Source organism: Acinetobacter sp. 797_lipA, from assembly GCF_058243025.1.
Window position 1 is genome coordinate 2,044,401 of record NZ_JBZAYQ010000001.1, and the last position, 15,203, is coordinate 2,059,603.

Annotated in this window: 12 protein-coding genes; 2 read left to right on the forward strand and 10 right to left on the reverse strand. The window is 42.3% G+C overall.

Features of this window, described 5'->3' with window-relative positions; all coding sequences use genetic code 11:
- Window positions 1–48: 48 nt before the first annotated feature.
- From rpmE to AC4CU2_RS10060, 4 genes are all read right to left on the reverse strand, one after another.
- Complete coding sequence (gene rpmE, locus AC4CU2_RS10045; protein ID WP_004693579.1) at window positions 49–276, reverse strand: 50S ribosomal protein L31; 228 nt, start codon at window positions 274–276, stop codon at window positions 49–51.
- Window positions 277–481: 205 nt separating this feature from the next.
- Window positions 482–1,462: a bile acid:sodium symporter family protein gene (locus AC4CU2_RS10050; protein ID WP_490768766.1), complete on the reverse strand. Its 981-nt coding sequence runs from the start codon at window positions 1,460–1,462 to the stop codon at window positions 482–484.
- A gap of 167 nt (window positions 1,463–1,629) precedes the next feature.
- Complete coding sequence (gene gloA / locus AC4CU2_RS10055) at window positions 1,630–2,031, reverse strand: lactoylglutathione lyase (RefSeq protein ID WP_004693583.1); 402 nt, start codon at window positions 2,029–2,031, stop codon at window positions 1,630–1,632.
- 124 nt (window positions 2,032–2,155) lie between these two features.
- A complete protein-coding gene (locus AC4CU2_RS10060; RefSeq protein WP_490768767.1) occupies window positions 2,156–4,297 on the reverse strand; it encodes an AmpG family muropeptide MFS transporter in 2,142 nt (713 codons plus the stop codon).
- A gap of 181 nt (window positions 4,298–4,478) precedes the next feature.
- On the opposite strand from AC4CU2_RS10060, the gene AC4CU2_RS10065 reads away from it, so the two are divergent.
- Window positions 4,479–7,112, forward strand: coding sequence for a Lon protease family protein (locus tag AC4CU2_RS10065; RefSeq protein ID WP_490768768.1), 2,634 nt, complete (start codon window positions 4,479–4,481; stop codon window positions 7,110–7,112).
- 55 nt (window positions 7,113–7,167) lie between these two features.
- Here the strand turns inward: AC4CU2_RS10065 and grxD are convergent, their stop codons facing one another.
- Window positions 7,168–7,509: a Grx4 family monothiol glutaredoxin gene (gene grxD / locus AC4CU2_RS10070; protein ID WP_004693588.1), complete on the reverse strand. Its 342-nt coding sequence runs from the start codon at window positions 7,507–7,509 to the stop codon at window positions 7,168–7,170.
- A gap of 162 nt (window positions 7,510–7,671) precedes the next feature.
- Here grxD and AC4CU2_RS10075 point away from each other — a divergent pair, with 162 nt between their 5' ends.
- Window positions 7,672–8,883: an aspartate aminotransferase family protein gene (locus AC4CU2_RS10075; protein ID WP_125273105.1), complete on the forward strand. Its 1,212-nt coding sequence runs from the start codon at window positions 7,672–7,674 to the stop codon at window positions 8,881–8,883.
- A 78-nt stretch (window positions 8,884–8,961) separates the two neighbouring features.
- Here AC4CU2_RS10075 and sohB read toward each other — a convergent pair whose 3' ends face one another.
- From sohB to AC4CU2_RS10100, 5 genes are all read right to left on the reverse strand, one after another.
- On the reverse strand, window positions 8,962–9,933 hold the full coding sequence (gene sohB / locus AC4CU2_RS10080) for a protease SohB (RefSeq protein ID WP_317455073.1): 972 nt from the start codon (window positions 9,931–9,933) through the stop codon (window positions 8,962–8,964).
- A 281-nt stretch (window positions 9,934–10,214) separates the two neighbouring features.
- The gene (gene pstB / locus AC4CU2_RS10085; RefSeq protein WP_004693593.1) at window positions 10,215–11,129 is read right to left on the reverse strand and encodes a phosphate ABC transporter ATP-binding protein PstB; all 915 of its coding nucleotides are present in this window, start codon (window positions 11,127–11,129) and stop codon (window positions 10,215–10,217) included.
- A 13-nt stretch (window positions 11,130–11,142) separates the two neighbouring features.
- Window positions 11,143–12,531 carry a phosphate ABC transporter permease PstA gene (gene pstA / locus AC4CU2_RS10090; RefSeq protein WP_279043819.1) on the reverse strand — a complete coding sequence of 463 codons (1,389 nt, stop codon included), beginning with the start codon at window positions 12,529–12,531 and terminating at the stop codon, window positions 11,143–11,145.
- Complete coding sequence (gene pstC / locus AC4CU2_RS10095) at window positions 12,531–13,910, reverse strand: phosphate ABC transporter permease subunit PstC (protein ID WP_125280435.1); 1,380 nt, start codon at window positions 13,908–13,910, stop codon at window positions 12,531–12,533. Before pstC ends, pstA begins: the two co-directional genes overlap by 1 nt.
- 104 nt (window positions 13,911–14,014) lie before the next feature.
- Window positions 14,015–15,040, reverse strand: a complete 1,026-nt coding sequence (locus tag AC4CU2_RS10100; protein ID WP_490768769.1) for a substrate-binding domain-containing protein — start codon at window positions 15,038–15,040, stop codon at window positions 14,015–14,017.
- Window positions 15,041–15,203 lie beyond the last annotated feature (163 nt).

Here is a 15,203-nt window from a genome sequence, read left to right on the forward strand (position 1 = left end):
ATCATAGGCATAAAAAAACGGGCAAATGCCCGTTTTTTTCTTTTGCTATTAGTCGCGTTTGATAGAACGTGACATGCCAGCAAAACGTTGTTTGAACTTGTCGATACGACCGCCAGTGTCAACGTTCTTTTGCTTACCAGTGTAGAATGGGTGGCAAGCTGAACATACGTCCAGGTAAACAGTTTCTTTACCAAGTGCTGAACGAGTTTCAATTACGTTACCGCAAGAACATGTAGCAACTAAAGTTTGGTATTTTGGGTGAATATCGGCGCGCATCGTCGATTACTCCATAAAAATTAAAGAAGGTTTTGCTGTCATCGCAATTGATCACTCTCAAAATTGAGGAAAGGGCCACTTAATTAAATTAAGTTGCAGATCAACACCATAACAGACCATTCTTTTGGCCCACCGAGACGGATACCGTCAGGGCTAAGCACAACAAGTGGCAAATATTATACGAGATATAGTATCAGATAGCCAATTATTCTTTCGTTTCAATTTCAGATTGCTTGGCCCAATAGTTAGCAATAATCCCACACACCATCAGCTGTATTTGATGAAAAATCATAATCGGTAAAACAATCATCCCCAAAGGTTGTCCAATAAAAAGAATCTGTGCCATCGGAACACCACTAGCCAAAGTCTTTTTAGAGCCACAGAAAAAAATGGTTTTCTGATCGGCACGATTAAAGCCTAACCAACGTGGTAAAAACAACCCAAGCAACATAATAATCGTCAATAAGACTGAACACACAATGATCAATAGGATTAAAGTACTGACACTCACTTCTTGCCATAGACCCGCTACCACAGCACCGCTGAAAGCACCGTATACCACCATTAATATCGCCCCCTGATCGAATGCTTTGACGATGCTTGGCATTTTTTGCATATACGGAAAGACATATGGTCGAAGTAGCTGTCCAAGGACAAAGGGAACCAATAGCAATAAGGTGATTTGAAGTATAGACGAGGTTGGATCAAAACCATGCTCTGACTGCCCCAAAATAAAAAAGGCCACCATCACAGGGGTAATAAACATCCCGATCAAATTCGAGAATGACGCACTACATACCGCCCCAGCCACATTGCCTTGCGCGACCGAAGTAAACGCAATTGAAGACTGTACTGTCGATGGCAAAAAGCACATAAACAAAAAGCCCCAATACAACTCCTGCCCAAGTAGTGGTACCAATACAGGTTTAGCAAGCAAACCTAAAACGGGAAAAAGGATGAAGGTAAATGCAAAAATCAAAGCATGGAGTTTCCAGTGCATCATGCCCTGAATCACGGCTTCACGGGATAGTTTAGCGCCATGCAAAAAGAACAATATCGCGATCGCGACCGTCGTCAGTACACCAAATACACTGGCAGCTTGACCTGAAACAGGGACAAAGCTGGCTAAGAGCACCATAACAAATAACAATAACGTAAACCGATCGAGTGCCAATAATTTCAACATACCAACATCCTGTCATTCCTCTAAAAATGAAAAAGCCCAGTGACTAATTTACCTTTGGGTAAATTCATCTTACTGAGCTATATAAATAAAGCTAGCTTTTACAGGATATGTTCAATATTTTTTTAATTAATACTGTGCATACGCGCTGCATATGACCTAATAACGGCTTAGTTATTACGTGCATTATTATCTTGTTGAATCAGTTCAATTTTATAACCATCCGGATCTTCTACAAAGGCAATAACCGTTACACCACCCTTCATTGGTCCAGCTTCACGCACGACATTGCCACCGCGTGCTTTGATTTCCTCACAAGCTTTATATGCATCGTCTACAGCAATGGCAATATGACCATAAGCATTGCCCAATTCATAACTGTCCGTATCCCAGTTATGTGTCAGCTCTAAAACCGTATGATTTTCTTCATCGCCATAACCCACAAATGCCAAAGTAAAACGACCTTCTTCATAATCACGCTTACGAAGCAAAGTCATACCAAGCACTTCAGTATAGAACGCCAAAGATTGTTCTAAATTGCCTACACGTAGCATGGTATGTAGCATGCGCATTGGAATTTTCCTCATGATTTATTCTCAGCCCCCAATATAGGCAAAGCCGTCCTATATTTCAAACCTCAACCACAAAAAAAGCAGCCACAAGGGCTACTTTTTTCATTCGAAACAAATCGATGCTTTAACTTTGCTCAGCGGCATGCTCACGTAGAAGTTTCGCCACCCAGACCACTAAGATTAAAATTGGGATTCCAATGAGTGTGGTCAGCAAGAAGAAATTTGGATAGCCAATATTGGACACAATTGTCCCTGAATATCCACCTAGTATTTTAGGTGTCAACGTCATCAATGAACTAAAAATCGCATACTGAACAGCAGTGAAAGATACGCTGGTCAAACTTGATAGAAATGCAATAAATGCAGCACCAGCTAAACCTGATGCCAAGTTGTCGACAATAATCGCAAAATACAGCCAGTTTGAACTATATTCCTTAATCACCTTCCCTTTAACCTCTAACTGTCCATCAACCGCTTTATTCAAGTTGATTGGCTGAAGATCAACATCTAAAGTTACAGATTTTTCAGCTGCGGGATCCACCTGATAGTTCAGTGCTGTGTGTTGTTGCACATGCCTATTTTGCATCAATACGGCATTCAGCTTTTTAGAGTTTGAATCAAGAAGCTGTTTCGCAGGGATTGCTGCGCTAAACACACCTTCTTTGTCTAACTTTGCATCAAAACTTTGACCATCTAAGCTCAATTGAATCCTTTGGTTTTCAGCCAGTGTAGCAAGGTATTGACCTCTTACCACGATGCTTCCTTCAGACTCTCGTTGATTAATCACATTATCAGCCGTGATCGGAAGCAACAGCAATGCCGTAGATGCACCCGTTTGACTAATATAAGGCAATGTGACCGAGACAGGCTGTGAAGTATCATTTTGAAAACTGGCCGTTGCAGTTAGACTTTCATTTGCCTGAAGCTGCTCAACAGGAACCTTAATTGCCCATGCACCTGTCTCATCCGCTTGAGTTTTGAAACTTTGCTCACCAACATTGATCACAACATCATTTAAAGGTTGTCCTGATTTGACCAAACCAATAAAGATGAGATTGGTTGAACTGGCCAAGATTGCTCCGACAAACATCAACTTCATGATGTTCATACGCTGCGCCAGTAGTCCTCCTAAAAATCCACCCACCAAACTAAAAATCACCCCATAAACTTTCACTGCTTCAGCAATCTGCTCTTTAGTAAAATTTAAGTCTTGATAGAACACATTGGAGATCACACCTGCAATGATGTCGGAAATACGGTAAAAACCAATCAACAATAGCAAGACCAGCGCCAATTTCACGCCATAACGCTTAAAAAAGTCAGCAACAGGATTCACCCATGTTTCATAGGCCATTTGCTTGTTCACAGCGCCCATTTTGACAAGGCTTGAACCCACTAAAAATGCAACAGCACCAGAGCCAATAAAACGTAAAGCCTCAAAGCAAAACAGTGCAAAACTATCTTTGATGGACCAGAGCTGAATCAGCATTTCTGTGAGCTTGCCTGAATAAATATAGCTCAGTACAAAACTCACCACAGACACAAAGAAAACTGCCACTAAACGATAATAATCTACTCGTTTATATTCTTTACGTACCCGATCAACTTGTGGCTCACGTATACATAAAGTGGTTGCGATCCCGACCAACATGACCGCCGCCATTGCCAAATACGTCCACTTCCATGCCTCATAAATATAGTTGCCTTTGGCTGTACCCAAATAAGCCGCTAAAAATAACGCACCCGCACCTGCAACGATCATGCCGATGCGGTAGCCTGCGTTATAGGTTGAAGCCAAAACCGTTTGCATTTGCGTTTCTGCAAGCTCAATACGATAGGCATCAATCACAATATCTTGTGTCGCGGCAGAAAAACCTAAAAGCACAGCACCCGCAGCCATTTGGTAAAGATAGCTCTGACCAAGAGACGGGTCTGAAAAAGCCATGATAGATATGGCACAAATAATTAAGAGTTGCGCGATCAATAGCCATGCACGGCGGTGACCCAATAATTTGGTCAGCACTGGTACAGGTAACTCATCCACCAAAGGGGCCCAAACAAATTTGAATGAATAACCCAGAGCAGCCCAACTAAAAAAAGTCACCGCGCTCTTATCGATACCTGCTTCCCCTAGCCATAAAGATAAGCTCGAGAAAATTAACAGGATTGGGATACCTGCTGAGAAACCCAAAAACAGCATGATCAACGCACGGCGATCTAAAAATGCAGTAAAGGCGGATTTCCATCCTGAAGATTGTGTTGTCATTACGTTTTTGTTGTCTTAAAACCAATGCTGCTATTCAAACCCTTAATACAATTTGTTTCAACCTGATTTATAAAATCAATGTTCTATTTTTGTCGACAAACACTGCGACTTTGCTTGATCTTTTGCATTAAACCTGTATACCTTTAAGTTTCTAACGCAATCTTTAGTTTCGGATTTCAAAGTGACCCAAAAACACGATCAAATGAGCTCTTCTTTATCTGTACCGCCCGCATTAAAGAGTCAAGAAAATCCAGAAAACAACCTTAGTTCAGCATTTGACCAACCCGAAATTCAAACGACCTTAGCAAAGACACAACTTCAAGCAGAGCAACTGACGCATACCCCTGCTCTGGATAAGATTCCAGCCTCAACGCGTCGTATTAAACCGCTCAATAATTTTTTAGGGCAAGATCGTGCACGTGCTTCAGTTGAAGCAGGCATTTCCTTACCTTATTCTGGCTATAACATTTTTGCCGTAGGGACAGCTGGCTTAGGCAAGCGCACCATGGTCAAGCGTTTACTACAGCAACACGCCAAAAATATGCCGACACCAAACGATTGGGTTTACGTTTATAATTTTAAAAGCCCACGTCAACCGATTGCTTTAGAATTACCTGCGGGTCAGGCAATAAAATTTCAAACCATGTTACATCAAACATGGCAAACCACTTTAAAGCAGCTCGAGCGCCGCTTTACTGCTGAAACCTACCACAACCGTATAGAAGCCATTCGCCAACAAACGGGTGATGTTCAGCAACAAGCCTTGATTGAATTGACTCAAGAAGGCGAAGAGCTCGACCTCAAACTGGTCTCTCGGAATGATGAACACTGCTTTATCCCCGTCCAGTATGTAGACGATAAAGTATTGGAAATGACGCAGGCCGACATCAATGCTTTAAGCTCTAAAGAACGTTCTGAAATTAATGCCAATATACGCCACATGGATAAAAAACTTGAGCGTTTAGGCATGCATTTAGGCGACTTGGAGGAAGATGCCCGCGATAAAGTTCAAGTATTGAACCGAGATATTGCCAAGCAAGTTTTATTACCTAAAGTTGAACAGTTACTGAGTAAGTTTACTGGGGTTGAAGGCTTAAAAGACTATTTAAAACATTATGCTGAAGACATTATTAACAATGTTGAAATAGTCTTAGAACAAGAGGAAGACGATTTTAGCCCAGGTCTATTCAGCCGTATTCCCTCACGTTACCAAGCCAATGTCATTGTGTCGCATAAGCCTAATGCTGGCGCACCGGTTATTTTTGAAGATTTCCCAACTCATTACAATTTACTTGGTCACGTAGAGCAACTGACTCAACATGGCACTATTACTACAGACTTTACCTTAATCCGCCCGGGGACATTGCATAAAGCCAATGGTGGTTTTTTAATGTTAGAAGCAGAACAACTGCTTGAACAGCCTTATGCATGGCAAGGTCTAAAACGTGCTTTAAAATCAGGCCAATTAAAACTTTCTTCACTTGAGCATATGTTGACACTGACAGGAAGTATCTCAATTGAACCTGAGGCAATCCCGCTGAATTTGAAAGTAGTTTTACTGGCTGAGCCTGAAATTTACTATGAAATACTCGAAGTAGAGCCTGAGCTTGGCAGTGTCTTTAAAATCCGTGCCGACTTTACTGATACGTTGCAGCGTAATGAGGTGAATGAACAAGCCTATATGCAGCTGATCGCAGACTATGTACAGGCCGATAAACTACTTCCTTTCGATCGATCTGCACTTTCTGCACTTTTGACCGACTCTAGCCGTCAAGCCGAAGACCAAAGCTCCTTATCTCTACATGCCCTCACTTTGGGTGATTTGATTCGTGAGGCGCATCATCATGCCTTCCAATCAGGCGATAAGATGGTCTCGGATCAACACATTAATATGGCATTAGATCATCGCAAATATCGCTTAGGCTATTTACGTGAGCTCTATTGGCAGGATTTATCACGTGGTACACAGCTCATCGAAACGCGTGGACACCGTCTCGGTCAAATTAATGCACTTTCGGTCATTCACTATGCAGATGTTGAGTTTGGCTTACCATCACGTTTAACAGCCTCTGTGTATCAAGGCGGTGGTGATATTCTGGATATTGAGCGTAGCGTCGAACTCGGTGGCTCTCTGCATGCGAAAGGTGTGCTATTGATGTCATCGTTCTTAAAAGCACATTTCGGGCGTGAGCAAACGCTACACTTCTCTGCCGCACTTGCCTTTGAACAAAGCTATGGCCAAGTCGATGGTGACAGTGCTACGGTTGCAGAGCTGTCTGCTTTAATCTCTGCAATTAGTCAGCTACCGATTGATCAGTCTTGGGCGATTACTGGCTCAATGAACCAATTGGGTCAAGTTCAACCGATTGGTGGTGTCAATGCTAAAATTGAAGGTTTCTTTGATGCATGTAAACTTCAAGGTTTAACTGGTAAGCAAGGTGTGATTATTCCACGTCAAAATATGCAGCATTTAATGTTACGTAAAGACGTGATTGAAGCGGTTTCAAATGGCCAGTTCCACATTCATGCTATAGATACGATTGATCAAGCGCTTGAACTACTTATGGCTCGACCAGTCGGCACTTTAGACAAGAAAGGACGCTATACCAAGAAGTCTATTTATGCGGCGGTGATGGATCAGCTAGATTATTGGCAAGCCATTGAAGATGGTGCTGAGTTTGAAGAAGAACCGAAGAAAAAGAAAAAAAAGAAGAAGGACAAAAAAAAGGCAAAAGCTGAAAAAAAGACTGTTGCAACTGAAAATACAGCGGAACAAACTCCTGAAACCATAAGCACAGCAACTACAGCGGATTAAACCTTTCCCTCAAACAAAAAAAGCGCCTCAATGGCGCTTTTTTTACAACTGAAGATTAAGCTTCAGGTGCTGGACTATGCTGCTCAACTAAAGGTTGTAATTCACCTTTTTGGAACATGTCTAGAATAATGTCACTACCACCAATCAACTCACCGTTGATCCATAACTGTGGGAATGTAGGCCAGTTTGCAATTTGTGGTAACAAAGCACGAATATCTGGATTTTCAAGAATATTCACATAAGCAAACGGACGACCAATTTGACTAAGCGCTTCTACAGCACGTGCAGAGAAACCACATTGTGGAAACTGTGGGGTGCCTTTCATATAAAGAAGTACAGCGTGTTTTGCAATTTGGTCACGAATTAACGCTTCGGTATCGCGTGCTTGTTCAGTCATTGATCAATCCTCAACTAATCTAACCCGCATTATACCCAAAACGTAGAAAAACAGTATGCCTAAAGCAATATTTCGACTTTTATTTAGATTTAGGCTTTAAAACTACAAGCATAATTGCTTAATATTGGATTTCACTTACCCTCTAACAGATAAGAGTTAGTCATGAATAACATTACCCTTGCTCCTGTACAAACTGATCAACCCTCTCATTTGATGCCAGTATTTGGCCGTCAGCCGATCAGCTTTGTCCGAGGTCGAGGCTCTTATCTGTACACTGAGGATGGTACTGAATACTTTGATGCGCTAACGGGTATTGCAGTCTGTGGTTTAGGCCATGCTCATCCTGTCATTGCAGAAGCGATTGCAGAACAAGCTGCAACGCTCATTCATACTAGCAACTTGTTTGAAGTGCCTTGGCAAACGGCTGCAGCACAAAAACTTGCTGAAGTTGCTGGCATGGAAGAAGTGTTCTTTTCAAACAGTGGTGCAGAATCCAATGAAGGTGCAATCAAAATTGCCCGTAAATTTGGCTACATGCAAGGCATTGCCAATCCAAAAATCATTGTTGCAGAGCACTCATTCCATGGGCGTACCATGGCAACTTTATCGGCAACAGGCAACAAAAAAGTCCAAGAAGGCTTTGGCCCATTGGTTGAAGGTTTTATTCGTGTCCCATTCGGCGACATTGAAGCCATTGAAGAAGCTGCAATCCATCATCCTGACATTGTCGCAATCTTTGTCGAACCAATTCAGGGCGAAGGTGGGGTCAACACTGCTCCGCAAGGCTTTAGCTATCTGGAAGAGATTCGTCAAATCTGTAATCAGCATAACTGGCTAATGATGCTGGATGAAGTTCAAACAGGTAATGGCCGTACAGGTGAATACTTTGCTTACCAACACACCAACATCATTCCTGATGTACTTACCACAGCCAAAGGTTTAGGCAATGGCTTCCCCATTGGTGCGGTGATGACTCAAGGTCGTGGTGTAGGCGTGCTGACCGCAGGTAACCACGGTTCTACGTACAGTGGTTCAGCATTGGGTTCACGTGTGGTATATACCATCATCGACATTATGCAAAAAGAAAATATTGTTCAAAATGCGGCTGAACAAGGTGCGTACATCGTAGAACAACTGCGTAAGCAACTTGCCGATCAAAATGTGATTGTCCGTGGCTTTGGTTTGATGATTGGTGTGGAGCTACCAAAAGCATGTGGTGACTTGGTCAACATCGCTCGTGATGAATACCACACCATTATTAACGTTACTGCGGGTTCTGTGGTGCGTTTACTGCCGACCTTGAATATTACCAAAGATCAGGCGGATCAACTGATTGAACGTCTAGTGAAAATGATTAAAGCGTACTTGGCTTAAGACAAAAAGTCTGGTTCTAAAATTGCTTTTTGCATATTTCGGAACCAGACTTTTTGAAATGAATTGGCCAACTAAATATTAAAGTTTTGGATCACGCATTTGAACCAAATTTGCATTGGTTTTAGTTAAGGTTTCTATCACTTTATTCATGACTGCCGGTACCAAGGCATCTGCCATTTGCGCAGCTTGTAAGCCTAACTTCTCACCTAAAGTCGGTTTCTTACGCGTTGAGATGACATAAACATCATGATCGGTCAGCAAATTAAGCAAATAAGCATCTGAGGTTTGCAACTGATCAACCAAATTCAAATCTAAAGCATCTTGTCCATACCAGTGCTCACCTGTCGCCACTTTCTCAACATTGAGCTGTGGACGGTATTTTTCAACAAAGTGTTTAAACAGCACATGCGTCTGTTGTAACTCTTCTTCAAACTTCGCCTTACCTTCTGCTGTGTTTTCACCAAACATCGTCACTGTACGTTTATATTGGCCTGCTGTGTACAGCTCAAAATCGATATTGTGTTCTTTTAGCAGACGATTAAAATTAGGGACTTGCGCGACCACACCAATTGAACCGACAACCGCAAAAGGTGCAGCAATAATCTGATTGGCGATACATGCCATCATATAACCGCCACTCGCTGCAACTTTATCGACACAGATAGTGAGATTGAAACCTGCATCACGTAAACGTACCAATTGTGCAGCAGCCAAACCATAACCATGCACCATACCGCCTGGGCTTTCTAAACGCACCACAACACGATCACGCCCTGCTTTGGCTGTCGCTAAAATCAAGGTAATCTCTTCACGCAAGCTTTCTACCGCTGTTGCCGCAGTATCACCTTTAAAATCTAGAATATAAACTTTTTGATTGGCCTTTTTACGATGGCGTGACTCTTTCGCTAACTGCTGAGTCAGCTGCAATAACTCTAATTTAGAGGCTGTTGTTTGCGCAATTTTTTTACGTTGTTCATTGATGCGCGCATTTAAATGTGTAATTCGAATTTCAGCGGGAAGTTTCGGTAAATGAAATAACATAGAAATTATATTCTCTAAAATAATACGTCGGTATATGACCTAGATTAGGTCAATGGCATTTTTTTTCAATAGTCATTTTTTGTTTTATTCTGTAATGCATTATCTTTCACATTTAATCATTTATAAGATGGGTCCAATCTTTCAGACAGCACACCTTAGCATCTTTTGTCCAATGTGACTCTAATACACAATGTCCATTATCATGGCTATTTAATCACCAAACCAAATGCTCGCTCATAAAAAACAGAGCACTTAGGCTCTGTTTTTTCAAATATTTCAAGTTGTGCGTATTAACCGAAACGACCTGTAATATAGGCTTCAGTTAACTGATGATCTGGCTGAGTGAAGACTTTCTCGGTTGAGTTCACTTCAATCAAGTCACCTAAATGGAAGTAAGCGGTACGGTCTGATACACGTGCAGCCTGTTGCATTGAGTGCGTTACAATCGCAATCGTATACTGCGTTGAAAGCTCAGAAATAAGCTCTTCCACTTTCGCTGTTGCGATCGGGTCAAGCGCTGAACATGGCTCATCCATCAGAATCACTTCTGGACTTACCGCAATGGTACGTGCAATACATAAACGCTGCTGCTGACCACCCGACAAGCCCGTGCCTGGTTGGTTTAAACGGTCTTTGACTTCGTCCCAAAGGCCCGCTTTACGTAAGCTGTTTTCTACAATTTCTTCTAAGTCATACTTATCACGCGCCAAACCATGCAGTTTAGGGCCATAAGCCACGTTATCAAAAATTGACTTTGGGAATGGGTTTGGTTTCTGAAATACCATACCTACTTGAGCGCGAAGCAGTACCACATCTAGGTTTGGATCATAAATATCTTGATTATCCAACATCACTTTACCCGTCACACGACAGCTATCAATGGTGTCGTTCATACGGTTCAAAGTACGTAAGAAGGTCGATTTACCGCAGCCCGATGGCCCAATAAATGCAATCACTTCATTTTCGTAGATATTCAGATCAATCCCTTTAATCGCTTCAGCTTCGCCATAGTAAACATGTACATCTGAAGTGCTGAGTTTGACTTGTCCTTGTGCCTGATCTTTCTTAGCAGAAGTCTGTGTATCAAACTGCGACACAAAAGAAGTACCCTGCTGACCTGAGGTCGTATTCGGGTTTGTAAATTGAGTGTGTTCTTGATTCACTGTTTGATCCTGATCTAAGGAATTTTTAACAACGGTATTCATATTTTGCCCTCACTTACCAACGGACTTCAAATTTCTTACGTAACCAAATTGCAATACTGTTGAGTCCAATCATCATTGCAAGCAGAACAATAATCGCAGCCGCTGTACGTCCTTCGAAGAAGTTACGCAGCTCATTACCTTGCCACAAGAAAATCTGTACAGGTAAAGCACTCGATTGATCAAATGGAGTTGTAGGTACACTTGCAACAAATGCACTCATACCAATTAATAACAGCGGTGCAGTCTCACCTAATGCTTGTGCTACACCAATAATTGCACCCGTTAGAATCCCCGGTAGTGCAAGTGGTAAAACGTGATGGAATACGGTTTGTATACGTGAAGCACCTAGCCCTAAAGCTGCCTGACGAATTGATGGTGGTACAGCTTTCAACGATGCACGTGTCGTAATAATCACCGTTGGTAATGTCATTAAACTCAGCACCAAACCACCGACCAATGGTGCGGAAAGCGGTAAATGCATCCAACCAATAAAGATCGCAGCACCGAGCAAACCAAAGACAATTGATGGTACAGCGGCAAGGTTGTTAATGTTGACTTCAATGACGTCAGTGATCCAGTTTTTAGGCGCAAATTCTTCAAGATAAATTGCAGATGCCACACCAATTGGAATCGAAATAATGATCACGATCAGCATCATGAACAGCGACCCCATGAATGCCCCTGCTAAACCTGAAGTTGCAGGAGAACTACGAGAGTCTGGACTGACGAAGATGTTGGTATTGAAAGTATTTTCCATTACCCCTGAAGCTTTCATTTCATCGGCAAGTTGACGAACTTCTGGGCTCAACTGTTGCTGTTCATCAGGCAAACTACGGTCAATATTTCCTGCGAGCCACACATCAACGTTTGCATCGGCAAGCACTTTAATGTCTTCTTTTTTACCGACCAATGATGGATCTTTCATCACCATATCACGTAAGCGATATGCTTCAGAACTAGTGTACAAAGAAGCTAAGTCATCTCGTTTAGAAGCAAGTGCTGGATCTTTTGCAATCATGGCATTCACGATTAAAGCATCCCAATCCACCATGCCCATTTCAGTTTGCCAAGCAATAAAACGCTCCTCAAACTGCGCTGGAGATTCGCCTGCACGCTGTACAGGTTTTGCACCTGTCGTAATAATGGCAGGGTCAAAGTACACGGGTAAACTCATGCTACTTTGCCAAAAAGCAGGTAAGCCTTTCGATAAAATACTGCCAAAAAGTAGCGCGACAAAGAATAAACCTGCAATCACTGCTGAGAAACCAAAGAAACGAAAGGTTTTTTCTTTACGGTGACGTTTTGCCAATGAATTACTGATCGTTTGCTTACGCTTTTCTCGTAATTCTGCCGCATGTTGTGGATCAAATACTTGATCTGCTGTGCTATTAGAAGTCGTCATTAGTCGTATTGCTCACGATATTTACGCACGATGTACAGTGCAACAATGTTCAAACCAAGCGTAATTACAAAGAGTGTCAGACCTAGTGCAAATGCCACCAAAGCTTGCGGGCTTGCAAAGTCAGTATCACCAGTCAATTGGTTTACGATGGTAATGGTCACAGTTGAAATGGCTTCAAGTGGATTGGCATGTAGTAAAGGACTATTCCCTGCTGCAAGCACCACAATCATGGTCTCACCAATGGCACGTGATGCTGCAAGCAAGAACGCGCCGATGATGCCCGGAAGTGCCGCTGGTATCACCACCTGACGAATGGTTTCAGACTTTGTCGCACCTAAACCTAATGAGCCATCACGTAATGCACGTGGCACCTGCGTGATAATGTCATCAGAGAGCGATGAAACGAAAGGAATAATCATGATACCCATGACGAAACCAGCAGTGAGTGCACTGGTTGCGTTGATGTGTAAACCAACGGATTCACCAAGCATTTTAAAGAATGGACCAATGATCATCAGTGCAAATACACCGTAAACAATGGTTGGAATCCCTGCGAGCACTTCAATAGTTGGTTTTGCCCATGAGCGGAACCCAGAAGATGCATATTCAGCAAGATAGATCGCGATCATTAATCCCACAGGGACTGCAACCAAGAGTGCAATACCACTGACCATTAAGGTGCCCCAAAGTAATGGCAGTAAGCCGTAGCTTCCTTCTGCATTACCAGAGGTACTAAAACCTGGGTTCCATTCTGTACCGAAGAAAAAGTCGAGTGGACTCACGAAGTGGAAGAATCGCATCGCTTCGCTGAACATCGACATCACGATACCAATCGTGGTTAGAATCGCGACACCAGAACAGAGCGCAAGTGCAACATTAATGGTTTTTTCAACTTGGTTACGAGCGCGGAACTGAGTTGCAATGCGCTTTTTCGCAGCGACTAAACCTGCCAGTGCAGCACAAATCACCACTGCAATTTTTGCAAATGTTCCAATGCTTTGAAACTTCGCCAGTTGCTCCGCAGCAGCAAGCTCATACGCGGCTGGTGTATCTGTGACACCAAAACCTGAGGCAATCGCTTCTACACGGTTAATCAACACATCCGTACTAGCAGCATCTAAGGTTGCAGCGACTTGTGCTGGCACGTGATTTAACACCACATGATTCAAAACATTTGGTTCAACAATATTCCAAACAATCAAAATTAAAAAAGCAGGGATACCACACCACAAAGCCACTAACGCACCGTAATACCCCGGACGTGAGTGTAATTTTGCAGAATTATTTCCCTTACCTGCTAAGTTACGGCTCTGACTTAAGCCCATTTGATAGGCTATGGCGATCAGTGCCAATAACACACCTATAAGTAGCAGATTCATGTATTCTCCACGGTTCTTTCAATTTTCATTATTTGAAAAAACTTAATCCTAGTAAAAAACGTCAAAGGTAGGACTTGCCTACCGTTGACTGTTTCTACGCTTAATTACTTAACCGCTTTGCCTGCTTTGAAGTTCGCAAGAACTGCTGCACGCTCTTTGTCTGACATTGAGATCAAACCAGCACGCTCAAGCTTAGAACCTTTACCTGATACTTTCTTGCTGATGAAGTATTCAGTGTATTCTTTTAAGCCTTTGATTGATTTCAAGTGCTCACCCTTCACGTAGAAGAATAATGGGCGAGAAACTGGGTATGAACCATTCAAAATCGTCTTTTCAGATGGTGCAACATTGTTCACTGTAGCTACGCGTAACTTGTCACGGTTTTGGTCATAAAAACCTAAACCAAACACACCTACTGCGCTAGGCGACGTTTTTAAGCGCGCTAAAGTTTCAGTGTAGTCACCCGCAATCTCAATCACTTTGCCGTCTTTACGGAAAGTTGAACATGCTTTCTTTTGTGCATCTTTATTCATTGCTTTGATTGCAGCATAAGTTTCGCAGCCTGCATCAACCATTTTTTCTTGGAACACTTCACGTGTACCGTGGTTTGATGCTGGAATCACTAAAGTGATTGGTTCGTTTGGAAGGCTTTTGTCAATTTGGTTCCAACGTGTATATGGGTTTGCAACCATTTTACCGTTAGATGGTAACTGCGCTGCTAAAGCTGCATAGACGTGCTGTGGGCGTAATTTGTATGCTGCTTTGCTTGCATTTGAAGCAAATACAATACCGTCATAACCAATTTTGATTTCGATCACTTGGTTCACACCAGCTTTCTTACAAGCAGCTAATTCTGTATCTTTAATTTTACGAGATGAGTTTGCGATATCAATTGTGTTATCACCCACACCATTACAGAACTGTTTCAAGCCGCCTGAAGAACCGCCAGAACCAACAACGGGTGCTTTAAATTGTGGGAAAGTATTGCCAAACTCTTCAGCAACAATACTTGCATACGGTAAAACTGTTGAAGAACCCGCAATTTGAATTGTGTCACGAGCTGCGTTTGCCGTAGTTGCTACAGCTGCCCCAGAAACTACTACTGCAAGTGCGATATGGTTTAAGCGCATATTTGTTATCTCACATATTAAACATTTTGGAGTACGCCACTTTTTATTCAGTCTTGTACTTTTTTGGATAACTGCATTTTGATTTCAGAATATGACAAGCAAGTTACAGCATTGTGACACTTTCATGATGTTTATTTTTATTTGTCCATGATTCGTTACACTT